The sequence below is a fragment of the Magnetospirillum molischianum DSM 120 genome (assembly GCF_000294655.1).
GTDB lineage: Bacteria > Pseudomonadota > Alphaproteobacteria > Rhodospirillales > Magnetospirillaceae > Phaeospirillum > Phaeospirillum molischianum.
This window is the reverse complement of record NZ_CAHP01000034.1, coordinates 83,921-107,345: the sequence shown is the minus strand read 5'-3', so window position 1 is coordinate 107,345 and position 23,425 is coordinate 83,921. Positions and strand designations below refer to the sequence as shown.

At 64.3% G+C, this 23,425-nt stretch carries 18 protein-coding genes and 1 riboswitch; of the genes, 10 read left to right on the top strand and 8 right to left on the bottom strand.

Annotated features, from left to right (window positions below; all coding sequences use genetic code 11):
* Positions 1 to 45: 45 nt before the first annotated feature.
* The 4 genes from smc to PHAMO_RS14110 all read right to left on the bottom strand — a co-directional run bounded on the left by smc (position 46) and on the right by PHAMO_RS14110 (position 6,558).
* Positions 46 to 3,519, bottom strand: a complete 3,474-nt coding sequence (gene smc / locus PHAMO_RS14125; protein ID WP_040567368.1) for a chromosome segregation protein SMC — start codon at positions 3,517 to 3,519, stop codon at positions 46 to 48.
* A 19-nt stretch (positions 3,520 to 3,538) separates the two neighbouring features.
* Positions 3,539 to 4,144, bottom strand: a complete 606-nt coding sequence (locus tag PHAMO_RS14120; protein ID WP_002730274.1) for a DsbA family protein — start codon at positions 4,142 to 4,144, stop codon at positions 3,539 to 3,541.
* Between the two features lie 82 nt (positions 4,145 to 4,226).
* A complete protein-coding gene (locus PHAMO_RS14115; protein WP_002730272.1) occupies positions 4,227 to 5,870 on the bottom strand; it encodes a stimulus-sensing domain-containing protein in 1,644 nt (547 codons plus the stop codon).
* Positions 5,860 to 6,558 carry a response regulator transcription factor gene (locus tag PHAMO_RS14110; RefSeq protein ID WP_002730270.1) on the bottom strand — a complete coding sequence of 233 codons (699 nt, stop codon included), beginning with the start codon at positions 6,556 to 6,558 and terminating at the stop codon, positions 5,860 to 5,862. The genes PHAMO_RS14115 and PHAMO_RS14110 overlap by 11 nt, the downstream gene beginning before the upstream one ends.
* Before the next feature lie 186 nt (positions 6,559 to 6,744).
* A riboswitch (cobalamin riboswitch) is annotated at positions 6,745 to 6,967 on the top strand.
* Positions 6,968 to 7,056: 89 nt separating this feature from the next.
* Between PHAMO_RS14110 and PHAMO_RS14105 the strand changes: the two genes are divergently transcribed.
* The 6 genes from PHAMO_RS14105 to grxC all read left to right on the top strand — a co-directional run bounded on the left by PHAMO_RS14105 (position 7,057) and on the right by grxC (position 10,569).
* Positions 7,057 to 7,710: an energy-coupling factor ABC transporter permease gene (locus PHAMO_RS14105; RefSeq protein ID WP_002730269.1), complete on the top strand. Its 654-nt coding sequence runs from the start codon at positions 7,057 to 7,059 to the stop codon at positions 7,708 to 7,710.
* Positions 7,707 to 7,982 carry an energy-coupling factor ABC transporter substrate-binding protein gene (locus tag PHAMO_RS14100; RefSeq protein ID WP_002730268.1) on the top strand — a complete coding sequence of 92 codons (276 nt, stop codon included), beginning with the start codon at positions 7,707 to 7,709 and terminating at the stop codon, positions 7,980 to 7,982. The genes PHAMO_RS14105 and PHAMO_RS14100 overlap by 4 nt, the downstream gene beginning before the upstream one ends.
* Positions 7,979 to 8,713 (top strand): cobalt ECF transporter T component CbiQ, encoded by a 735-nt coding sequence (cbiQ, locus tag PHAMO_RS14095; protein WP_040567308.1) that lies wholly within the window; start codon positions 7,979 to 7,981, stop codon positions 8,711 to 8,713. The genes PHAMO_RS14100 and cbiQ overlap by 4 nt, the downstream gene beginning before the upstream one ends.
* Complete coding sequence (locus PHAMO_RS14090; protein ID WP_002730266.1) at positions 8,701 to 9,492, top strand: energy-coupling factor ABC transporter ATP-binding protein; 792 nt, start codon at positions 8,701 to 8,703, stop codon at positions 9,490 to 9,492. The genes cbiQ and PHAMO_RS14090 overlap by 13 nt, the downstream gene beginning before the upstream one ends.
* Complete coding sequence (locus PHAMO_RS14085; RefSeq protein WP_002730265.1) at positions 9,489 to 10,226, top strand: ComF family protein; 738 nt, start codon at positions 9,489 to 9,491, stop codon at positions 10,224 to 10,226. The genes PHAMO_RS14090 and PHAMO_RS14085 overlap by 4 nt, the downstream gene beginning before the upstream one ends.
* A gap of 79 nt (positions 10,227 to 10,305) precedes the next feature.
* Positions 10,306 to 10,569: a glutaredoxin 3 gene (gene grxC / locus PHAMO_RS14080; protein ID WP_002730263.1), complete on the top strand. Its 264-nt coding sequence runs from the start codon at positions 10,306 to 10,308 to the stop codon at positions 10,567 to 10,569.
* A gap of 59 nt (positions 10,570 to 10,628) precedes the next feature.
* Here grxC and PHAMO_RS14075 read toward each other — a convergent pair whose 3' ends face one another.
* From PHAMO_RS14075 to PHAMO_RS14060, 4 genes are all read right to left on the bottom strand, one after another.
* Positions 10,629 to 11,561: an L-lactate dehydrogenase gene (locus PHAMO_RS14075; protein ID WP_002730262.1), complete on the bottom strand. Its 933-nt coding sequence runs from the start codon at positions 11,559 to 11,561 to the stop codon at positions 10,629 to 10,631.
* Between the two features lie 200 nt (positions 11,562 to 11,761).
* A complete protein-coding gene (gene rpoD, locus PHAMO_RS14070; protein WP_002730260.1) occupies positions 11,762 to 13,765 on the bottom strand; it encodes an RNA polymerase sigma factor RpoD in 2,004 nt (667 codons plus the stop codon).
* Between the two features lie 81 nt (positions 13,766 to 13,846).
* Positions 13,847 to 15,715, bottom strand: a complete 1,869-nt coding sequence (gene dnaG / locus PHAMO_RS14065) for a DNA primase (RefSeq protein ID WP_002730259.1) — start codon at positions 15,713 to 15,715, stop codon at positions 13,847 to 13,849.
* 63 nt (positions 15,716 to 15,778) lie between these two features.
* On the bottom strand, positions 15,779 to 16,237 hold the full coding sequence (locus tag PHAMO_RS14060) for a GatB/YqeY domain-containing protein (RefSeq protein ID WP_002730258.1): 459 nt from the start codon (positions 16,235 to 16,237) through the stop codon (positions 15,779 to 15,781).
* A gap of 285 nt (positions 16,238 to 16,522) precedes the next feature.
* Here PHAMO_RS14060 and carA point away from each other — a divergent pair, with 285 nt between their 5' ends.
* The 4 genes from carA (at position 16,523) to PHAMO_RS14040 (ending at position 23,424) form a co-directional block, all read left to right on the top strand.
* The gene (gene carA / locus PHAMO_RS14055; protein WP_002730257.1) at positions 16,523 to 17,728 is read left to right on the top strand and encodes a glutamine-hydrolyzing carbamoyl-phosphate synthase small subunit; all 1,206 of its coding nucleotides are present in this window, start codon (positions 16,523 to 16,525) and stop codon (positions 17,726 to 17,728) included.
* A 40-nt stretch (positions 17,729 to 17,768) separates the two neighbouring features.
* Entirely contained in the window at positions 17,769 to 21,026 is a 3,258-nt protein-coding gene (carB, locus tag PHAMO_RS14050) for a carbamoyl-phosphate synthase large subunit (protein ID WP_002730256.1), read from the top strand.
* Positions 21,027 to 21,091: 65 nt separating this feature from the next.
* Positions 21,092 to 21,565, top strand: a complete 474-nt coding sequence (gene greA / locus PHAMO_RS14045) for a transcription elongation factor GreA (RefSeq protein ID WP_040567305.1) — start codon at positions 21,092 to 21,094, stop codon at positions 21,563 to 21,565.
* A 158-nt stretch (positions 21,566 to 21,723) separates the two neighbouring features.
* A complete protein-coding gene (locus PHAMO_RS14040; protein WP_002730254.1) occupies positions 21,724 to 23,424 on the top strand; it encodes a heparinase II/III domain-containing protein in 1,701 nt (566 codons plus the stop codon).
* Position 23,425 lies beyond the last annotated feature (1 nt).

The window sequence follows — 23,425 nt, the reverse complement described above, 5'->3', positions numbered from 1 at the left end:
CCCCCTTCCTTGCTGGGACGGGGGGATCTCTCCGCCAGGAAAGACCTACCCGACCCCCACCATGCTTTTATCGCGCAGCGCCTCGGCCTGGGCCAGATCGACCGAAACCAGTTGCGACACGCCACGTTCGGCCATGGTAACGCCATACAGGCGGTCCATCCGGGCCATCGTCATCCGGTGATGGGTGACGATCAGAAAGCGAGTGCGGGTGGTGGCGGCAATCCCATCGACCAACGTGCAAAAGCGATCGACATTGGCATCGTCGAGCGGAGCGTCAACCTCGTCGAGGACGCAGATCGGGGCCGGATTGGTCATGAATACCGCGAACAACAGAGCCAGAGCGGTCAACGCCTGTTCACCGCCCGACAGCAATGATAATTGCTGCATCCGCTTACCCGGCGGACTGGCCATGATCTCCAACCCGGCATCGAGCGGGTCGGCGGATTCGGTCAAAGCAAGGTGTGCCCGGCCCCCACCGAACAACCGGGCGAATAATTGACGGAAATCGCGGTCCACCGCCTGAAACGAAGCCAGCAGCTTGTCACGGGCCTCGCGGTTCAGTTCGGCGATGCCGTGGCGTAACCGGGCGATGGCGGCCACAAGGTCGTCTTTTTCCGCCTGCATCGTGGTGATGCGAGCCTCCAGTTCGGCGGCTTCCTGCTCGGCACGCAGGTTAACCGGCCCCATCTGATCGCGCTCGCGGGTCAGCCTATCAAGACGGCGGTGCAGATCGGGCGGGTCGGGCCGGTCGTCCTCAACGGTCGCAGCCAGATCGCGCAATTGTTCGGGGCTGACATCCAGCCGTTCGGCGATCCGGGCGGCGACGGCACGGCAGGTCTGATCTGCGGCGGAAACGGCGGCTTCGCGACGGATGCGTTCCTCGCGAGCGGTGGCGACCGCCTGTTCGGCGGCACGGGCGGCGGCGTCGGCCTGGACCATCTCCCCTTCCGCCACCTGAACCCGGTCGGTCGCGGCACGGGCGACGGCATCGGCGGCATCGGCACGGTCAAGCAGGTCGGCACGACGACGCACGAAGGTATCGGGTAGACTGGCCAGCCGTTCGATCTCGAACAGCACCGTCTCGCGTCGTTCCTCCAATTCCTCGACATGCTGGCGGACGGCATCGGTCCGCCCCCGCCACGAAAGCAGATCGGCTTCGACCGTATCGCGGCGGCGCGCCCGGTCGGCCGCCTCGCGGGTCAGATGGTCGAAATTGGCGCGGGCTTCGATCAGAGCGCTGCGCAATTCGGCCAGGGTCGCACGCAAAACCACGATCTGGCCGCGCCCATCGTCGGACTCGGGAAAGGATTCGGCGGCCTCCCGCGCTTCGGTCAGTTCGGCCTCGGCCTCGGCCAGATCATCCGCCGCCGCTGCGCATTGCTCGGCAATCGCGGCCAGTCGGGTTTCATGGGCGGCGACGCGCTGGGCCAGACGGCCATGCGCATCGCGGGCGCGAACGGCCTCTGTTTCGGCCCGACGCACGGAATCGCGGGCGGCGCGCTCGGCATCGACGGCACGCTCGGCGGCCATGATCGCCGCACCGGCCTCCTCTTCGGCGGTTTCGACCCCGATATCGGCATCTTCCAAACGGGCGTCGAGTTCGCGCAACCGATTGCGTTGGGCCAGACACAGCGCCATCGGACTGGGCGCACCCGCCCGCGCGGTATACCCATCCCAGCGCCACAGATCTCCCTGAGCCGTCACCAGCCGCTGCCCCACCGCCAGAGTATGGCGGCAGCGCTCTCCCTCGGCCACATCCTCGACCACCGCGATCTGAGCCAGGCGGCGAGCCAGAACCGGCGGCGCGGTAACGAACGACGCCAACGAACGGGTACCAGCAGGCAGGGCCGGACCGGATTCGGGTGGGCCAAGATCATCCCAACGCACCGGGGCCGCCGGGTCGGTGGGAACGGCAAGATCCTCGCCCAACCCCGCCGCCAGCGCCGGTTCGAACCCGGCGGTTGCACCAACCTCGTCCAGCACCGGACGGAACCCGGCGGCGCGCCCCTGAGCCAGCACCTGACGCAATGCGTCGGCCTCGGCATACAAGCGGTCGCGGGCAGCGATCGCGGTGGCGTGAGTATCGCGGGCACGGTCGCGGACGGTCTGAGCCGTCTCGCGTTCGATATCGGTTGATTCGGCGTGCGCGCGGGCCTCTTCGAGGAATTCCTCGGCTCCCTCCAACTCCATTTCCAACGCGGTGAGGTCGGCACGGTCGATCGCCTCGGCCTCGACCTGAGCACGCTGGGAATCGGCCAGGGTAGCCCGGTCACGCAGGCGGTCACGACGCCCCTCGGCGTCCTGCAACCGGCGCAGTGCGGCCGCGCGCTCGGCATCGGCGGCGGCAACCTCTTCCATCCGGGCCGTCAGGTGCTGATCTGCCGTCGCAACAGCGGTCGCGGCGGCGACGACCCGCAATTCAGCTTCGGCGCGAGCTTCGCCCTCTCCGGCGGCTTCAGCGGCCAGAGCATCGCGCTCGGCCTCCAGCCGGGCGACGGTCTGTTCGGCATCGACGGCGCGGGCATGCTCGCGCTGAAGATCCGATCCGACCTGAGCCAACCTGGAATCGAGGTCGCGCCGCATCTCGGCGATCCGACCCGCCTCGGCGTCCAATTGCTCACGCTCGGCCAGCAATGTCCGCACCACCTGCCGGGCGTCGTCCTCGACAACGCGCAGCGGCGGCAGATCGGCGGCCAGAGCCGTGGCGCGGGCAACGGCGGCGGCAGCGGCGGCGGTCGCATCCTCGACACTGGTTTCGACCTGACGCAGCGCCATGCGGGCGGCATCGATCGCCGCCAAGGCCTCCAGCCAGCCAAGATAGAGCAGCCGCGCCTCCAAGGCTCGGATCTGCTCGGACAGGGTGCGATAGCGCGCCGCTTGCTTGGCCTGACGCTGGAGCGAGCGCAATTGCTCGGACAGGGTGGCAAGAACGTCGTCAAGCCGTTCCAGATTGGCTTCCGCGCCTTTCAGACGGCTTTCGGCTTCATGGCGGCGGGAATGCAGTCCGGCGATCCCGGCGGCTTCCTCCAGCAACAGACGTCGGTCGGCAGGGCGGGCATTGATCAAGGCTCCGACCCGGCCCTGGCTGACCAGACCCGACGAACGGGCGCCGGTAGCGGCATCGGAGAACAGCAATTGGACATCGCGGGCACGGGTTTCGCGGCTGTTGACGCGATAAACCGACCCATTGCCTCGTTCGATCCGGCGCGACACCTCGATTTCGTCATGATCGTATTGCGGCGGGCCGGTGCGGGCGGTGTTGTCGAGAGTGACCCCGACCTCGGCAATATTCCGGGCGGGCCGACCGGCGCTGCCGCCGAAGATAACGTCATCCATCTCGCCGCCGCGCATCTGACGGGCCGAGGTTTCCCCCATCACCCAGCGCAACGCCTCGATCAGATTCGACTTGCCGCACCCATTGGGACCGACGACCCCAGTCATTCCCGGCTCAATCCGCAATTCAGCGGGATCGACGAAAGATTTGAACCCCGAAAGGCGTAACCGGGAAAACTGGAGCACCGCCGCCCCCAAGCGGGCTTTACTTCGACGCCGCCTTCAGCGCCTTGTCGAGTTCCTCGAACGACCGGGCACCGGGCAGAACCTTGCCATCGACGATGAAGGCGGGGGTGCCGTCGATGCCGCGCTTCTCGAAGGCGTCGTGAGCACGAGCCTCAAGAGCGTTGGCGAGATCCTGGCGACGCAGGCATTCGTCAACCTTGTCCTCGCCCATTCCGGCCAGCTTGGACAGCTTCTTCAATTCCGCCAGCGGATTGGCCGACCCCATCCAGCGCTCTTGCTGATCCATGATCAGCCCCAGCAGACCAAAATAGCGATCCGGCCCAGCGCAATGCGGAATCATCGACGCCCCCAGCGACAAAGCGCGCGGGCCAGTCGGATAATCGCGGTAAATCAGCTTCGCCCGACCAGTATCGATCCATTCCGCCTTCAATCGGGGCAGCACGGTCTTATGTGACGTGGCGCAATGCCCACACGTGGTCGAGGCGTATTCGATAATGGTCAGCGGCGCATCGGGACGCCCCAGCACCTGATCGATTGGATAGGTCTCCTCGGCGGCCCAGGCCATCGGAACGGCGGACAGCACGACAACAGTGGCAACGGCGAACAGGCGGACGAGCGTCTTCACCGAGAATCTCCCTGCGGGTGGTGGTTCACGCGGATATTAGGGCCGTTGCCTCGCGAATGGAACGGCCCTTAACGCCACGCGACTACACCGCGCCACGATCGGGCAACTCGACGATAAAGCGGGCACCACCCCCATCGCGGTTTTCGGCGCGGATGCGACCATTATGTGCCTCAACAATCTGGCGTGAGATCGACAGACCCAACCCGGAATGGGTGCCGAACTTCTCGCCCTCGGGCCGCTCGGAGTAAAAGCGGTCGAAAATCGCTTCCAGCTTGTTGTCGGGAATACCGGGGCCGTCATCCTCGACCACGATGCGGATGCGCCCATCGCTCCGTTCGGCGATCAAGCGGATCGAACCGCCGGGCGGGCTGAACGACATCGCATTGGCGATCAGGTTGCGCAACACCTGGACCAGTCGGGACTCGATCCCCACCACAATCAGCGGATCGTCCTTGGGCCGCTCCAAGGTAAAGGACGGCCCGGATTCGCCACCCGTGATCCGATAGACGTCGGCCAGAGCGTCGAGCATCGACGCCACCGCGACCGGCGCGCTTTCGGCCCGCGACAATTCGGCATCGATGCGCGAAGCGTCAGAGATATCGCTGATCAATCGGTCAAGCCGTCCAACATCGTCGAGCACGATCGCCATCAGGCGACGACGTTGGTCGGGATTATCGATCCGGGCAGCGGTTTCGACCGCCGACCGCAACGACGTCAGCGGATTCTTGATCTCGTGGGCGACATCGGCGGCAAAGGCCTCAATCGCATCCATCCGCCGCCACAACGCTTCGGTCATTTCTTTCAATGCCAGCGACAATTCGCCGATCTCGTCGCCACGCCGCGACAGATCGGGGATCAGAAGCGCGCGACCTTGGCCGTGACGAACCCGTTCCGCCGCCAGAGCCAACCGCCGGATCGGCCGGGCGATGGTTCCCGCCATATAAAGCGACAGGGCGATGGTAATGCCGAGGGCGACGGCAAAGACCTGGAAGATCGCAAGACGGACCTGGAACAAGGCACGGGCGACGTTCGTACCATCGGCGGTGATCAAAACCGCGCCGCCAACCTGCTTATACCGTTGGACCGGCACCGCGACCGACAGAACCAGCCCGCCGCCCGAACGGGTCCGAACCTGGGCTCCGCTGTGGCCGTCCAAGGCGGTGGCGACTTCGGCAAAGTCGCTGGCCCGCGCCCGTGGCCGGTCCCGATATAGCGGCAAGGCGCGATCGAACCGCAGCCAATGCGCGGTTCGCTCCCACCATTGCCGAACCTCGTCGGACCAACTGGGGATACGGGGCGGCGGCAACATCTCGACATGCACCACCCCATTGGCACCGAGGCGGAAGCGCGAATCCGCCACCAATTCCCCATCGGAACCGAACAATCGAACCCTGAGCTTGGCCGGTTCCGCCAGACGGCGCACCATTTGGCGAGCCGTTTCGGCGTTGAATTCCAACCCCTCGAACTCGCCTTCGATCAAAGCGCCTTCGCCGACGGCGGCGGCGACCATTTCCGCCTGGGTCGCCAGCCCCTCCAGTTCGGAACGGATCAACCCTTGCTTGTAACGGTCGAGATAAAGCAGGCCACCGACCAACACCACCGGAGCAAGGAGATTGACCGCCAGAATCCGGCGAGTCAGCGGTGAAGCCAACAGGCGCCACCGCGACCAGCGACGGCGGGGTTCGACATGCGGAGCCGGTCCCCCGGCACCGTCATCACTCTTCACGATAGCGGTATCCGACGCCGTAAAGAGTCTCGATCTGGGCGAAATCGTCATCGACTTCGCGGAATTTCTTGCGCAACCGCTTGATGTGGCTATCGATGGTGCGGTCATCGACATAGATCGATTCGCCATAGGCAGCGTCGATCAACTGGTCGCGGCTTTTAACGTGGCCGGGACGGATGGCCAGCGATTTCAACAACAGGAACTCGGTAACGGTCAGATCGACGCTTCGACCGTTCCAGGTGCAAACATGGCGGGCGGGATCGAGCACCAACGGCCCCCGCGTCACCACTTCGCCCGGCGGCTCGTCGGGATCGGCCGCGTTGGCCTCCAGACGACGGATCAGGGCACGGATACGCTCGATCAGCAGCTTCTGTGAGAACGGCTTCTTGATGTAATCGTCCGCCCCCATGCGCAAGCCGAGAAGCTCGTCGATTTCATCGTCCTTCGACGTCAGGAAGATCACCGGGATCGAGGATTGCCGCCGCAACCGCTGCAACAATTCCATCCCATCCATCCGGGGCATCTTGATGTCGAGAAGCGCCAGATCGGGCGGCTGGGCGGTCAGGCCGCGCAACGCCTCGGCTCCATCGGTATAGGTCCGCACCTTGAACCCCTCGGCTTCCAGGGCCATCGAGACCGAGGTCAGGATATTGCGGTCGTCATCAACCATCGCGATGGTATGGGTCAAAAGGGGTACCTCCGTCGGGCGTCCGGCCACCAGAATAGCAGCACTCGGGCTATCAGATAAGCCGATTGCCCAGGTTTCGTTATATGGCCTCTGTCGCTGGCGCTTGAGTCTCTCACTTGTTTTGCGCCTCGCTCCCGATTCACCGGAAGAAGGCATGGTCAGGGTTTGCATCGGGATCATGGCGAAATTATAGTGACCGGCGATGGTTCCCTGCCGGTCAAGATCCCGGCGGGGTGAAAATGGGAACACGGTCAAGGCTCCGATTCGGGGCCAAATCCGGGACTGCCCCCGCAACTGTAGGCGGAGAGGGTCCGACCCCCACAGCCACTGACCGCTCATCCGGTTGGGAAGGCCGGGTCGAATCCGTTGACCCGCAAGTCAGGAGACCTGCCATCACGAGAGTCGTCGCGAGCCTGCCGGACGGGGTGTGCCGGGAGGTTTGACCAGAGTCCGTTTCGCGACGACACGCGATCTCTCGACGAACGGAGTCTGCCCGATATGCATATTATGGAAGGTTTTTTACCCGCTACACACGCCGTGGCATGGAGTTGCGCCGCTGTTCCCTTCGTGGCGGCGGGCGCGTGGAAGCTGAAAAAGATCGTCACCGAGCGCCCCGAGGCGCGGCTGCAACTGGCGGCCGCTGGCGGATTCGCCTTTGTCCTGTCGGCCTTGAAGCTGCCAAGCGTCACTGGTTCCTGCTCGCACCCCACCGGAACGGGTCTTGGCGCGGTTCTGTTCGGCCCATCGGTAATGGCGCTGCTCGGCTCGATCGTGCTGCTGTTCCAGGCACTGTTGCTGGCCCATGGCGGCCTCACCACCCTGGGCGCCAACATCATTTCGATGGCGGTGGTCGGCCCCTGGGTCGCCTACGGTTTGTGGCGAGCCTCGTCCGCCCTCGGACTGCCAGCGGCGGTCGGCATCGCCCTCGCCGCGATCCTGGGCGACCTTGCGACCTATATCGTCACCTCGGCCCAATTGGCCCTGGCCTTCCCCGATCCGGCTTCGGGATTCATGGGAGCCTTTGCCAAATTCGCCGGCATTTTCGCCCTGACCCAGGTGCCGCTGGCGATTGCCGAAGGTCTGGTCACGGTGGTGGTGATGAACGCCCTGGTCGGGCGCGGTTTCTTCAAGGCCGAAGGGGTGAAGGCATGAACGCGCGTCTCAATCTTGTTCTGCTCGGTCTGGCCGCACTGATCGTCGCCGCACCGCTGGCGCTGACTCCCAACGCTGAATTCAGCGGCACCGACGATGCCGCCCGCAATGCCGTCACCGCTGCCAATCCATCCTATGTCCCTTGGGCCGAACCGGTGTGGGAACCGCCGGGGAAAGAGGTTGAAAGCCTGCTGTTCGCATTGCAGGCCGCGATCGGAGCCGGGCTAGTCGGCTATGCCATCGGGCGTCGTCACGGTCGCGGCGAGCGGTGAGCCTCGCCATCGACCGGTTGGCGCAATCCAGCCGGTGGCGGCGGCGATCGACAACGGAAAAANCGGTGCTGGCCCTGGGCCTGCTGGTCCTGGTTCTTGCCGTGCCGCCCTGGCCGGGAGCGGTGGCGGTGCTTGTCATCGCCTGGACCGCCGCCCTGGCCGGGGCACGCGTGACGTGGCGCGACTGGCTTAGGCTGGTCGCGGCCCCGCTTGGGTTCGCCCTGACCGGAGCCTTCGCCCTGGCGATCGAGATCGGCCCGGACGGACTGGCCCTCGCCCGCGATGGCGGGGCTGCCGCCGCGGCCGTGGTGATCCGGGCGGCGGCGGCTCTGTCCTGCCTGCTGCTGCTGGCCGTCACCACTCCTGCCCCCGATCTGGTCCGGGGGGCACGACGGTTAGGTCTTTCGCCCGAAATCGCCGAGATGGCCCTGCTGATCTGGCGGTTCCTCTTCATGCTGCTCGAATCCGCCACCGCGATCCGCCACGCCCAGGACGCACGGCTGGGCTGGCATGGCTTTCGCCGTTCGATCCGGTCTCTGGGGCTGCTGGTCGCACTGCTGCTGCCTCGGGCATTGGATCGCGCTCAGCGATTGGAATGCGGGTTGGCGGCACGCGGCTTCGACGGCTCGCTGCCGATGCTATCGCCCCGGCAGCCGGTTTCATTGCGCTTTATCGCCGCCACGCTGGGACTCCAGGCGGCGGTGCTGGGGGTTAGTCTATGGTGGAGTTGAGTCTGGAAGCGCGCGGGCTGGTCTATTCCTGGACCGGCGGCGGACGGGCGCTGGACGGTCTCGATCTGGTCGTCCGTCGCGGGCGGCGGCTGGCGGTGCTGGGGCCAAACGGCGCGGGCAAGAGTACCTTGCTGCTACATCTCAACGGTACACTGCGCCCGGAGGCGGGCGAAGTGCTGGTCGATGGCGTGGTACTGGGCCACGGCCGCGCCGCCCTGGCGGGATGGCGACGTCGGGTCGGACTCGTGATGCAGGATCCCGACGATCAATTGTTCGCCGCCACTGTCGCCGAAGACGTGTCGTTTGGACCGCTCAATCTCGGCCTGTCCGAGGCAGAGGCCGCGACACGGGTGGACGAGGCCCTGGCCGCGCTCGGCATCGCCGATCTGGCCGAACGCGCCACCCACCAACTGTCATTCGGGCAGAAGAAGCGGGTGGCAATCGCCGGAGCCGTCGCGATGCGACCCGAGGTGCTGCTGCTTGATGAACCGCTGGCTGGACTCGATCATCGCGGCGGGGTGTTGCTGCAAGGGGTTCTGGGCGCATTGGCCGCAGCCGGAACAACCCTGGTGCTGACCACTCACGACGTCGATCTGGCCTATGCCTTCGCCGACGAGGTGGCGCTGTTCTCGAACGGACGGACTCTCCGCCAGGGTCCGGCGGCCGAGGTTCTGGCCGATCGCGTCGCCATGGCGCAAGCCGGATTGGAGACACCGTTGCTACTTGAACTCGGCGTGCGCGACCGCGCCGAAGCTCTGGCCCGGTTCGGGCGGCGATGAGCCTGATTGGACCGCTGCGGCAGGGACTTCGCGTTATCATTGACGCGATCCTGCCGCCGGTCTGCCTGCGGTGCCAGACCCTGGTGGCCGATCCCGGCACGCTGTGCCCCGCCTGCTGGTCGCGGGTTGCCTTTCTGTCGGCTCCGCTGTGTGCCGTGTGCGGACGACCGTTCGAGATCGATCCCGGTGGGCAGATGGTCTGCGGCGAGTGCCTGAAGTCACCGCCCCGCTTCGGTCGCGCCCGCGCCGTGCTGCGCTATGACGACGAAACCCGGCCGCTGATCCTGCGCTTTAAGCATGGCGACCGTCTGGAAGGCGCTCCAGCCTTCGCTCGCTGGCTGGCTCGCGCCGGAGCCGAATTGCTCGATAACGCCGACCTGTTGGTGCCGGTCCCGCTGCATCGCTGGCGGCTGGCGATGCGGCGCTATAATCAGGCGGCGGTCCTGGCGCAGGCCCTGACCCCGCTGGTCGGGGTCGAAACCGTGCCCGATCTCCTGGTGCGCCGCCGCAGAACCGTGTCGCAGGGTCACCTTGGCCCCGATGCCCGACGCCGCAACGTCACCGGAGCCTTCCTTTTGCCGCCCCGCAGCCTTCCCCGTACCGAAGGCCGCCGAATCGTGCTGATCGATGATGTCATGACCACCGGCGCGACCGTCAATGAATGCGCCCGCGTGCTGTTGCGTGGCGGGGCCGCTTCGGTCGATGTGCTGACCTTAGGCCGGGTCGTGCGATAGAGTTCCTGGTCAAAGCGGCCTGCCGCCCTCATATATCGACCAATCACCCCTTAGCGGCCCTCAATCGGGAAAGAGGATCATGACTCAGATCGACATCTACACCACCAAAGTCTGCCCCTATTGCGTCCGCGCCAAGCAGTTGTTCAAGCGCAAAGGCGTCGCCTTCACCGAGATTGACGTCAGCAACGACGACACCTTGCGCAACGCGATGGTCGAACGCGCCGGAGGCCGCCGCAGCGTACCGCAGATCTTCATCAACGGCAGCCACGTTGGCGGCTGCGACGATCTTTACAAGCTGGACAGCGAGGGCAAGCTCGACCCGCTGTTGACCGGCGCGGCCTAACCCGGCTGTTGCCGAGTAGTCTGGAGTTGGGGCGGCGCCCCAACTTCGCCCATCCCGAATTACAGTTTGATGCTGTCGGCTGCCTCGCGCAGCAACAGGGCAGAGCGGCGCAACGCCGCATGTTCCTCGTCCGAGAAATCGGGCTTGAGAGTTTCAAGAACCCCTCCAGCCCCAACGATGCGCGGCAACGACAGGGTAACGTCGTGAATGCCTTCGATATCGGGAGTCTGCGCCGAGACTGACAGCAACAGCCGTTCGTCCTTGTTGATGGCGCGGACGATCCGGCTGAGACCCGCACCGATGCCGAACCAAGTCGCGCCCTTGCCATCGATGATGCGATAGGCGGCGCGACGCACTGATTCGTCGATGGTGGAACGAGCGGCTTCATCGAGCGGACGGCCCAGTTGATCCGCAACCTCGGCAACCGGAATACCGCCCGCCGTCGCCCCGGACCACCACAGCACCTCGGAATCGCCGTGTTCGCCCAGGACATAGGCGTGGACCGAAGTCGGCGCGATCCCCAGATGCTCGGCCAGCAAAGCGCGGAACCGGGCACTGTCGAGGATGGTGCCCGAACCAAAAACCCGCCCTGGCGGTAGGCGCGATAAGCGCGCAACAATGTCAGTGACGACATCGACCGGATTGGATGCGACCAACAGAACGGCATCGGGAGCGTTGTCGAGCACGGCGGGCACGATCTGGCGGAACACGGCTGCGTTACGGTCCAGCAAGTCGAGGCGGGTGTCACCGGGCCGTTGCGCGGCCCCGGCGGCGAGGACCACAACTTGGGAGCCTGCCAAATCGGCATAGCCGCCAGCGCGAACCCGCGATGCCCAGGCAAAGGGAGTCGCGTGCTGGATATCCTGGGCCTGAGCTTCGGCCAACTTAGCATTGAGATCGACCAGAACGATGTCGCTGGCGGTTCCCTGAAGAACCAGGGCGTAGGCGGCGGTACTGCCCACCGCGCCCGCTCCGACGATGCCGACTTTCATGTGCGTCGCTCTCCCGTTTCAGGCATTGATCCCCATACTAGGCCACGTCCTGAAGAGTGGGAAGAAGATGCTGGGGCATGCCGCCCGATGTCGCGCGAATGACACAATTATCCCGATGACGTTCGGGGCACAAAAAAGGCGAAGGAAAATACTTTCCTTCGCCTTTTGTCGCCGAGCCTTATTCAGGCTGCCGTAAGAACCTAGGTATCGAGGAAACTACGCAGCTTGCGCGACCGCGACGGGTGCTTCAGCTTGCGTAACGCCTTGGCCTCGATCTGACGGATACGTTCACGAGTAACGCTGAATTGCTGACCGACTTCCTCAAGGGTGTGATCGGTGTTCATGCCGATGCCAAAACGCATCCGCAGCACCCGCTCTTCGCGCGGCGTCAGGCTGGCGAGAACACGGGTCGTGGTCTCGCGCAGATTAGCCTGGATCGCGGCATCGAGCGGCAGAACGGCGTTTTTGTCCTCGATGAAGTCGCCGAGGTGGGAATCCTCTTCGTCACCGATCGGGGTTTCGAGCGAGATCGGCTCCTTGGCGATCTTCAGCACCTTGCGGACTTTCTCCAGCGGCATGCTGAGTTTTTCGGCCAGTTCTTCCGGGGTCGGCTCACGGCCGATCTCGTGCAGCATCTGGCGCGAGGTGCGGACCAGCTTGTTAATCGTTTCGATCATGTGGACCGGAATGCGGATGGTGCGGGCCTGATCGGCAATCGAGCGGGTGATCGCCTGACGGATCCACCAAGTTGCATAGGTCGAGAATTTATAACCGCGCCGATATTCGAACTTATCGACCGCTTTCATCAGACCGATATTGCCTTCCTGGATCAAATCGAGGAATTGCAGACCGCGATTGGTATATTTTTTCGCGATCGAAATGACGAGGCGCAGGTTGGCCTCGATCATTTCCTTCTTGGCCTTGCTGGCCTCGCGCTCGCCCTTCTGCACGGTCTGAACGATACGGCGGTATTCGTTGATCGGCAGCCCGGATTCGCCGGAAATCCGCGAGATCGTGGTGCGGATATCGGCAATCTCGGTCGCGTAACGGGCCGAGAATTCTTTCCAATGCTTGCCGCGCATCGCGACATGCTCAACCCAATTGGGGGAAAGTTCGGACCCGTAATAGGCATCGAGGAAGTCGGGACGCTTAATCCGGCACGATTCGGCCAGACGCAGCAGGCGGCCTTCCTGGGTCATCAGACGGCGGTTGATGCCGTTCAATTGCTCGACCAGATGTTCAATGCGGGCATTGTTGAGGTGAATGCCCTGCATCAGCTTGATCAGCTCGGTCTTCAGCTTGTCGTATTTCTTCTCGATGGCGGGCGTGGCTGCCTCGCCCTTCGACAGAGCGGCAAGGCGCTGTTCCTGCACCTTTTCCATTTTCTGGTGGGTAGCCGCAATGGCCTGGAAGGTCTCCAGAACCTGGGGCAGCAACTGGAGTTCCATCGCGGCGAGAGAGATCGAGTTCTCTTCGCCGTCCTCGGCCTCGACTTCGCCCTCGACCTCGGGCAGGTCGGGATCGCGCGGCTCACCTTCGGCGGCGGGCGCACCGGGAACGGTGGGGGCGTCGGGATCGATCGGCTCGACCGGACCGCGCTCCAGTTCCTCTTCGGACAATTCTCCGCCGGGACCGGCGCCATAGGTCGCGTCAAGGTCGATGATGTCGCGCAGCAGCATCTTGCCCTCGACCAGGGCATCGTGCCACTCGACGACGGCGCGCAGCGTCAGGGGACTTTCGCAGATGCCGCCGATCATCATGTCGCGACCGGCTTCGATCCGCTTGGCGATGGCGATTTCGCCTTCGCGACTCAGCAGTTCGACCGAGCCCATCTCGCGCAGATACATTCGAACCGGATCGTCGGTACGACCCAGATCCTCTTCATCGACATTGCCCGCACCGGAATAGCCCTCGGTCTCGGTGGCTTCCTCTTCGCCTTCGGGCTGCGCTTCTTCGCCGTCCTCGCTCTCGACGACATTGATGCCCAATTCAGAGAGCATCGCCATCGTGTCTTCGATCTGCTCCGACGACACTTCCTCGGGCGGCATGGCTGCGTTCAGTTCGTCGTAGGTGACGTAGCCGCGTTCCTTGCCGCGCGCCACCATCTTTTTGACGGCGACCCCCAGGGTGTCGAGCAAAGGCCCATCCATCGACTCGTCCTGGTTCTCCGAGACTTCCGCCGTATTCGTCGATTTGGTCGCCATGAAAACCATTACTCCTGAAGTCTCCGGCTCCATCCCCCGACGGAGCCGAACCGGCCGGGGCGACAGCCCCTGACCTTCTAATTATTCCGTCCGGGACGGTGGGGCCTCGGTCCCCGCCGCCTCGTCGTCGCGGGCCGAGGCCGAACGTTCTTGCCGCTTGACCGCCTGGAAACGGGTCCAGGCAGCCGGCGATGCCTCTTCAGCCAGCCGCGCGTTAGCCTCGCTCACGTCTGCCTGCAAATCCTTGCGGGTATAGCGGTGATATACATCGTTCCAGAGAGCCCGTGCGTCCTCGATCCTGTCGTAGCCACGGACCGAGTGCATTCGCCGTTCGCTCGCATCCAGCAAGGACTCCAGAACCGGGGATAATCCATCCGCCCGTAGATGGGCGGCAAGCTCGTCCGCGTCAAGCCCGCGCCCGGTCCCAAGGTGCTTTAGAATCCCGCGTCGAAGGTTGTCAAGCGACTCATTTGAAAACAAGCATCGCCCCAGCTCTTCATGAATTGGCTCGACCAGCCCCGGATTCGCCAAGGCAAGGGCCAACATCACCCGTTCCTGCCGTTCATAGGGCGGTCGTATCCCCCCCGGCGCACCGACGCCAACCAACCGTCCATCCTGCCCGCGCAGCCGTCCCGGCTGGACACGACCGCCTTTGCCGGTCCAGGGCGCGGGGACAGGGCGCGGCGGGCGAAAGGCCTGCCACAATCGGTCGCGAAAGGCCCTGACATACTGCCACCGTACCGTTTCATCGCCGATGGACATTGCACGTTCCGTCAATGCCTTCTCCAGCGCGGCGCGACGTTCCGGCGTGTCAATGGCGCGGCCTTCGGATTCCAGCCGCCACACCGCCTCGACCAGCGGACGAGCCTGCTCCAGCACCAGAGCCATCGCCGCCACGCCACGGTCACGCAGCAGAGAATCCGGGTCGTCGCCGCCAGGCAGAATCGCGAAACGCAGGCTATGCCCCGGCGTCAACAGCGGGAAAGCCCGCTCCAGCGCCCGCGCCATCGCCCGCTGACCAGCGCTGTCGCCGTCCAGGCACAGGGTCGGTTCCGGGGCAAGACGCCACAATTCCTCGATCTGCGCCTCGGTAACCGCCGTTCCCAATGGGGCAACGGCATGGGTGAACCCCGCCTGACTAAGGGCGATCACATCCATATAGCCCTCGACCACCACCACCGCGCCGAGATCGCGCGCTGACTGGCGGGCCAGGGCCAACCCGAACAGGACGTGTCCCTTGTGGAACACCGGCGTCTCGGGCGAGTTGAGGTATTTGGGCTGCCCGTCGCCCAGAGTGCGGGCACCAAAGCCGATCACTCGACCGCGACGGTCCGTGATCGGAAAGATCACACGGCCGCGAAAATAATCAAAAGCGGCCCCCCCGCCCTCCGGCCGCCGTAATAGCCCGGCCTCGATCAGCAGGCTTTCGGGAAGCTCGGCGCACATCAGCGACGACCGCAACGCCTCGCGCGAATCGGGTGCCCAGCCAAGACGGAAGCGGGCAATCGTCTCGTCGGTCAGTCCGCGCCCACGCAGATAGGCCAGCGCCTCGCGGCCACCGGGTTTGCGCAATTGCGCCTCGAACCAAGCACAAGCGCTTTCCAACGCTTCGTGCAGACCGGCGCGGCGCGATTCGCGGGCGCGTTCCTCGGGATTGGCACGCGGAACATCCAGCCCGGCTTCCGCCGCCAACCGTTCCACCGCCTCGGTAAAGGGGAGGTTGGCAACCCGCATCTCGAAACCGATGACGTCGCCGTGCGCCCCACAGCCGAAACAGTGAAAGAAGCCCTTGTCCTCGTTGACGGTAAAGGACGGACTCTTCTCGTTATGAAAGGGGCACAGGCCAGTATGCTCGCGGCCTTTGCGAGTCAGCTTGACCCGCCGTCCGATCACCGAGACCAGGGACAGGCGGGTCCGCAATTCTTCGAGAAAAGACGGAGGAAAGGCCATCGGGCCGAGATCCTGCTGTTACCGCCGCCGAAAATCTGGGAGGACGCGGCGGATTCCGCCTGTTCAGCCGCCCAGTTCGACCTTCACGACCGCGCTGGCACGGGAAAAATCCATCAGACCAGCGTGACGCTCCTTGAGCGCGGCCATGACTCTCCCCATATCCTTGATGCCGGTGGCGCCGATATCGGCGATCACCGCACGAATCGCCTCGCTTACTTCTTCGGCAGTCATCTGACGGGGAAGAAAACGTTCGATAATGACGATTTCCTCGGCTTCCCGTTCCGCCAGCTCCAACCGTCCACCTTGCTCATAGATGGTAATGCTCTCACGCCGCTGCTTGATCATCGACTGGAGCATCTGGAGAATCTCCGTGTCGGGGATGCCGTCGGCCAGCCCGTTCGGCCGCGCCGCGATGTCCCGATCCTTCAGCGCCGCCAGGATCAGCCGCACCGTCGACACCGTGCGGGCATCCTTGCCTAGCATCGCCGTCTTTAGCGCATCACTCAACTCCTGCCGCAGCATCGTATTCCCCTATCAGCCGTTCCAATCCCCTCATTCGCGGGAAAGGAAACAAGCTAGCGCAAAACCGCACCGAAGGAAAGCCCCGCACCCCTGGGCCAAACAGTTGAAATCCCGTGTATTTTGCCTGGGCACGGGAAGACTTGACTTCCCCCCTGGCCCTCTTTATAAGCCCCGCAACCACCTGCCGCCGACCGGGCGCACCCTGCCCAACTGTTCCCCGGGCATCCCGCGCGTTGCGAGATGATCCGGCGCTTGTCTGCGGCCGCGCCAGACGAAGGGACCAACATGCCGAACCTTGACGCCACCGCACTCAGCCCCACCGGCGAGGGGCCGGGTATCGATGCGACGCGCCCGCCGGGCGCCACCGGGGTTCTGGTACTGGCCGATGGCACAGTACTGTGGGGCAAAGGTATCGGCGCCGCCGGTAGCCAGGTCGGCGAAGTGGTGTTCAACACCGCGATGACCGGCTATCAGGAGACGCTGACCGATCCGTCCTACGCCGGTCAGATCATCACCTTCACCTTTCCGCATATCGGCAATGTCGGCACCAATCCCGAGGATCTCGAGACGCTGACCCCCGCCGCCCGTGGCCTGATCCTGCGCGCCGATATCACCCAGCCCGCCAACTGGCGTTCGGCCAAGCCGCTGAACGACTGGCTGGTCTCGCACGGGATCAGCGGCCTGTGCGGCATCGACACGCGGGCGTTGACCCGGCGCATCCGGTCGAAGGGCGCCCCCAGCGGGGTCGTCGCCCACGCCCCCGACGGCAAGTTCGACCTGCCCGCTCTCGCGAAGATCGCCGCCGAATGGCCCGGCCTGAAGGGCATGGATCTGGCCCGCGAGGTGACCTGTGCACAATCGCATGTCTGGACCGAAACCGAGTGGGATCTGCGCAGCGGCTATGGCCAGCAGACCGAACCGAAATACCATGTCGTCGCCGTCGATTTCGGTGCCAAGCGCAACATCCTGCGCTGTCTGGCCGCGTCGGGCTGCAAGGTGACGGTGCTTCCCGCCGAATCCACCGCCGAGGACGTGCTGCGCCACCAGCCCGATGGCGTATTCCTCTCCAACGGCCCCGGCGACCCTACCGCGACCGGCCGCTATGCCGTGCCGATGATCCAGGGCGTGTTGAACAGCGGAACGCCGCTGTTCGGAATTTGCCTCGGCCATCAGATGCTGGCGCTGGCGCTGGGGGCCAAGACCTTCAAAATGGATACCGGCCATCGCGGTGCCAACCATCCGGTCAAGGATCTGGCAACCGGCAAGGTCGAGATCACCAGCCAAAATCATGGCTTCGTCGTCGATGAGGCGTCGCTGCCGGCCGGAACCGTCGTTACCCACCGCTCGCTGTTCGACGGCTCGGTCGAAGGCATCGCGGTCGAAGGCAAGCCGATCTTCTCGGTCCAGTACCATCCCGAGGCCAGCCCCGGCCCGCAGGATGCTCATTACCTGTTCGATCGCTTCATTGAGAAGATCGCCGCGTCGAAATAGTGTCTGTGTCTGAATTAAGAATTTCCGGGAACCCGCAGCCATGCCCAAACGTACAGACATCAAGTCCATTCTCATCATCGGCGCCGGACCGATCGTCATCGGCCAGGCCTGCGAGTTCGATTATTCCGGAGTTCAGGCGTGCAAGGCGTTAAAGGAAGAGGGATACCGGGTCATCCTGGTCAATTCCAATCCGGCGACGATCATGACCGATCCCGGATTGGCCGACGCGACCTATGTCGAGCCGATCACTCCTGATTTCGTCACCCGGATCATCGAGAAAGAGCGCCCCGACGCCCTGCTGCCGACGATGGGTGGCCAGACCGCGCTGAACACCGCGATGAAGCTGGCCGACATGGGGGTTCTGGAAAAGTACGGCGTCGAAATGATCGCGGCCAAGCGCGACGTGATCGCCAAGGCCGAAGACCGGCTGCTCTTCCGCGATGCGATGGACAAGATCGGGCTGGACAGCCCGCGTTCGCGTCTGGTCCGCACCCTGGCCGAAGCGCGCGAAGCGATGCCCATCATCGGCCTGCCCGCCATCATCCGTCCCAGCTTCACCCTGGCCGGAACCGGCGGCGGGATCGCCTATAACGTCGCCGAGTACGAACAGATCGTCGCGGGCGGCTTGGCCGCCAGCCCGGTGCACGAGGTTCTGGTCGAGGAATCCGTCCTCGGCTGGAAAGAGTACGAGATGGAGGTCGTCCGCGACCGCAAGGACAATTGCATCATCATCTGCTCGATCGAGAATGTCGATCCGATGGGCGTGCATACCGGCGATTCGATCACCGTCGCTCCGGCGCTGACGCTGACCGACAAAGAATACCAGATCATGCGCAATGCCTCGATCGCGGTGCTGCGCGAGATCGGGGTCGATACCGGCGGATCGAACGTCCAGTTCGCGGTCAATCCCAAGGACGGCCGCATGACCGTCATCGAGATGAACCCGCGCGTGTCGCGTTCGTCGGCGTTGGCGTCGAAGGCCACCGGCTTCCCCATCGCCAAGGTCGCGGCCAAGTTGGCGGTCGGCTACACCCTGGACGAGTTGGCCAACGACATCACCGGCGTCACCCCGGCGTCGTTCGAGCCGACCATCGATTACGTCGTCACCAAGATCCCGCGCTTCACCTTTGAGAAGTTCCCCGGTGCCGACACCAACCTGACCACCTCGATGAAGTCGGTCGGCGAGGCAATGGCAATCGGTCGTACCTTCCAGGAAAGCCTCCAGAAGGGGTTGCGCTCGATGGAAACCGGCCTGACCGGCCTGGACGACATCGAGATTCCCGGCTCGAACGCGGGCGACATGAAGGACGCGGTGAAAAAGGCGCTGGCCCAGCCGCGCCACGACCGCATCCTGGTGATCGCCCAGGCGTTCCGGCTTGGCCTCACCATCGACGAAGTTCATTCCGCTTGTTTCTACGACAAATGGTTCCTGGGCCAGATCAAGGGTATCATCGAGGCCGAGGAAGAGGTTCGGGCCAACGGTCTGCCGATCGACGCCCCCGGCCTGCTGCGTCTGAAAAAGATGGGCTTCTCCGATCAGCGCCTGTCGGCCTTGTCGGGCAAGACATTGACCGAGACCGCGTTCCGCCGCGAGGTCTTTAACGTCAAGCCGGTTTACAAACGGATCGACACCTGCGCCGCCGAGTTCCCCTCTTCGACCGCCTATATGTATTCCTGCTACGAGGGCGACGGCACCAACCCGCCGGAATGCGAATCCGAGCCAACCAACCGTGACAAGGTGGTGATTCTGGGCGGCGGGCCGAACCGGATCGGCCAGGGCATCGAATTCGACTATTGCTGCGTCCATGCCGCCTATGCTCTCGAAGAGGCTGGCAAAGAGACCATCATGGTCAATTGCAACCCGGAAACCGTATCGACCGATTACGACACCTCGGACCGGCTGTATTTCGAACCGCTGACCGCCGAAACCGTTATCGATCTGGTCAAGGTCGAGCAGCGCAACGGACGGGTTCTGGGGTGCATCGTTCAGTTCGGCGGCCAGACTCCGCTGAAGTTGGCCCATGCCCTGGAACAGGCCGGAATCCCGATCTTGGGCACCAGCCCGGATTCGATCGATCTGGCCGAGGATCGCGAACGCTTCCAGCATCTGTTGCAGGAATTGAACCTGAAGCAGCCCGCCAACGGCACCGCCCGCTCGCTTGAAGAAGCAAAAGCGATCGCCGACCGCATCGGTTATCCGGTGGTGATCCGTCCCAGCTTCGTTCTGGGCGGTCGCGCGATGCAGATCGTCTATGACTACGAAGCCCTGGAACGCTACATGCGTGAGGCGGTGGTGGTCTCGGGCGACAATCCGGTGCTGATCGACCTGTACCTGAAGGACGCGATCGAGATCGATGTCGATGCGCTGTCGGATGGCACTCAGGTCTATGTCGCCGGGATCATGCAGCACATCGAGGAAGCGGGCATCCATTCCGGCGATTCCGCCTGCTCGCTGCCGCCCTACTCGATCGATCATGCCACCATCGAGGAATTGGAGCGTCAGACCGTCGCCCTGGCTAAGGCGCTGGGTGTCATCGGATTGATGAACATCCAGTACGCGATCAAGGACGGTACGGTCTACATCCTGGAAGTCAATCCGCGCGCCAGCCGCACCGTGCCCTTCGTCGCCAAGGCCACTGGCGTTCCGATCGCCAAGATCGCGGCGCGGGTGATGGCGGGTGAAACCCTGGCCTCGTTCGGCCTGACCACCCGCCCGGTGATGAAGCATGTCGCGGTCAAGGAAGCGGTGTTCCCCTTCGCTCGCTTCCCCGGCGTCGATATTCTGCTTGGGCCGGAAATGAAATCGACCGGCGAAGTGATGGGCATCGATTCGGATTTCGCCCGCGCTTTCGCCAAAAGTCAGCTGGGGGCCGGAACCAATCTGCCGATCGAAGGCGGTGTGTTCCTGTCGGTCAAGGAAGGCGACAAGCCATCCATGGTCGATATCGCTCGTCGGTTGCTGGGCATGGGCTTCACCGTGATGGCAACCGATGGCACCGCCCGCTATCTGCGTGAACACGGCATTCGCAACATCGGCATCCTCAACAAGGTGCTGGAGGGGCGGCCGCATTGCGTCGATGCGATGATGAACGGACAGATCCATCTGGTGGTCAACACCACCGAGGGAAGTCAGGCGGTTAAGGACAGCTTCTCGATCCGCCATACCGCGCTGACACACAATATTCCACACTATACCACCGTGGCGGGCGCACGCGCCGCAGTCGAGGCGATCGAAGCGCTTCGGTGCGGCACACTTGATGTAGCGCCGTTGCAGTCGTATTTTGGGTCTTCGTTCTAGGGAGCGGCTAGGATGCGGCAGCCAGGGGGCACCGCCATACGGTCCCGTCTGACCGGGGTTTGTTAATGGAAAAAATCCCTATGACTCCCGCCGGGCTGGCCCAGCTGGAGGATGAACTGCGGACGCTCAAGACTATTGAGCGTCCGGCGGTGATTCGCGCCATCGCAGAAGCGCGCGAGCATGGTGACCTGTCGGAAAACGCCGAGTATCATGCCGCGCGTGAACGCCAGAGCTTTATCGAAGGGCGTGTTGCCGAGCTAGAGGACGTGATTTCCCGTGCTCAGGTGATCGACGTCTCGACTCTAACCGGGGATCAGGTGCGCTTCGGCGCCACCGTCACCCTGGCCGACGAGGATTCGGACGACGAAGTGGCTTACACCATCGTCGGCGCCCACGAAGCTGACATCAAATCCGGCAGAATGTCGGTCCAGTCTCCACTGGCCCGCGCCCTGATCGGCAAACATGTCGGCGACGCCGTCGAAGTCACCACTCCCGGCGGGTCGAAATCCTATGAGATCGTTGACGTCCGCTTCGGCTGACGAGCGATCTTTCTCTTTCGTTCAGGATGAAAGGTTCCTCCCGACTCGGATATCCGGGGCCGTTTGGCCCCGGCCCGAAGGGGGGAACCTCCTGGCGAACGGCAGGTCTCCCGATCCCTACTGGTCTCCGGCTTCGGTCTCGGCTAAAAAGTAGGACAATGCTTCCCGCGCTTCTTCGCAAGACCCGCCCTTTTAGCGCCGATCCCATACTGCGGCGATGGGTGGGGGCGCGTCTGTTGCGTCGGACACCGGGAGAACCGGCCTTTGCCGCTCACCGCCCGCCGATTCTGGGCGAATCCTGGGCCGGACTGCCGCCCGAACCACCACAATCATCGTTTCCCCCGCTTCCCCCCGGTCTACCCGACCGTCCGATTCGGCTGCACTTGCCCGGAACCGAAATCGGGTTGGCTCCAGAGGACGCGGCGACATTGTTCGACCGCAGCTTCGCCGATCCCGAGATCGGGCGCTGCCTGCACCATTTCGGCTGGGTGCCGCTGATGGAGTCCGGCGACGATCCGCGCTGGGTTGGCACGATCTGGACGGCGTGGTGCCGCCGCTTTGGCACCCCCGATTCCTCACCGGCATGGTGCGCGGACGCCGCCGCCGACCGGGCAGCAACCCTGCTGACCTTCGCCCGCGTTCACGGAATGCCCGGCCCCGCCGCCGATACGCTGGAGGTATTGGCGGCGCATGGCCCGGCAATCGCCACGCGGCTCGATTATTTCGGCCAGCGTCGCACCACCAGCCGCCTGTTCAATAACGGACGCGGCCTGTATCGGCTGGGGCTGGAACTGGGGCTTCCCACCGCGACTGATGCCGGAGCCCGGCTGATCCTGTCCGAAGCCGAACGGATTTTTCGTCCGTCGGGATTGCTGAACGAAGGGTCCAGCCATTACCACCTGCTGTTAACCCGTGCGCTGGCCGATGTCTGGCTGGCGGCAACGGCGCACGGACGGCCCGAGGCGGCACCACTGGAAACACGACTGCGCGCCGCCGCTGGACAGGTGGCCCATCTCTATCTGCCGGGTGGTCTGCCGTTGATCGGACGGATTGCTCCCGACGCGCCGCCATCGCATCTGGCCTGCCTGCGGCCCGGCGGTGACCGTAATTCCGGCTGGATGGCGACCCTGCCCCGGCCGGAACGCGACCGCCTCGGCGCCCTGCTCGACAGTCTTTTCCCCGGCCCCAGCCCGATCGCCGATGGCTGGCTGTCCGCCCGCTTCGGCCTCTGGTCCGGGCTATGGCATGCCACACCCGAGGGATGGTGTTCACTTTCCGGCAACGGCCATCAGGATTGCGGCGGGTTCGAGCTGCATCACGATTCCGAGGCGCTCCTGATCGATCTCGGCAGCGGCCCTGAAGTCGGTTCTGACGCCACCGCCCCGGCGCATAACGCTGTGACAATCGACGGGGCCGATCCCTATCCGCCCAACCGCCCCTTCTATGCCCCGGCCTTCCGCGACAAAATCGCCGGGCCGGCGGTGCTGGCCCTGGACGAAGCGGGCGTGGCGTTGGCCCACCACGGCTTTCGTCGCTTGCGCCATGTTGGGATGGCCGAACGGCGCTGGGTGTTTTCGGGCGATCGGGTCGAGATCCGCGACCGTATCGATGGCCGCGACCGACACACCGTGATCCGGCGGCTATATACGCCGTGCGCGGTCGAACGAGCCGAACGGGGGGTGATCCTCACCACCGCCAGCGGTCGTCGTTTCCATCTCTCGGCGGGCGATGCTCCGCTATTACCGAGTCCGTGTCGCCGCTGGCTAGCCTATGGCGAATCCGCACCGGCAACCGGACTTGTTCTTTCGCTGTTCCCCCAGCTTCCCTGGACCGGAACCCTGACCATTGAGGCACTATAGA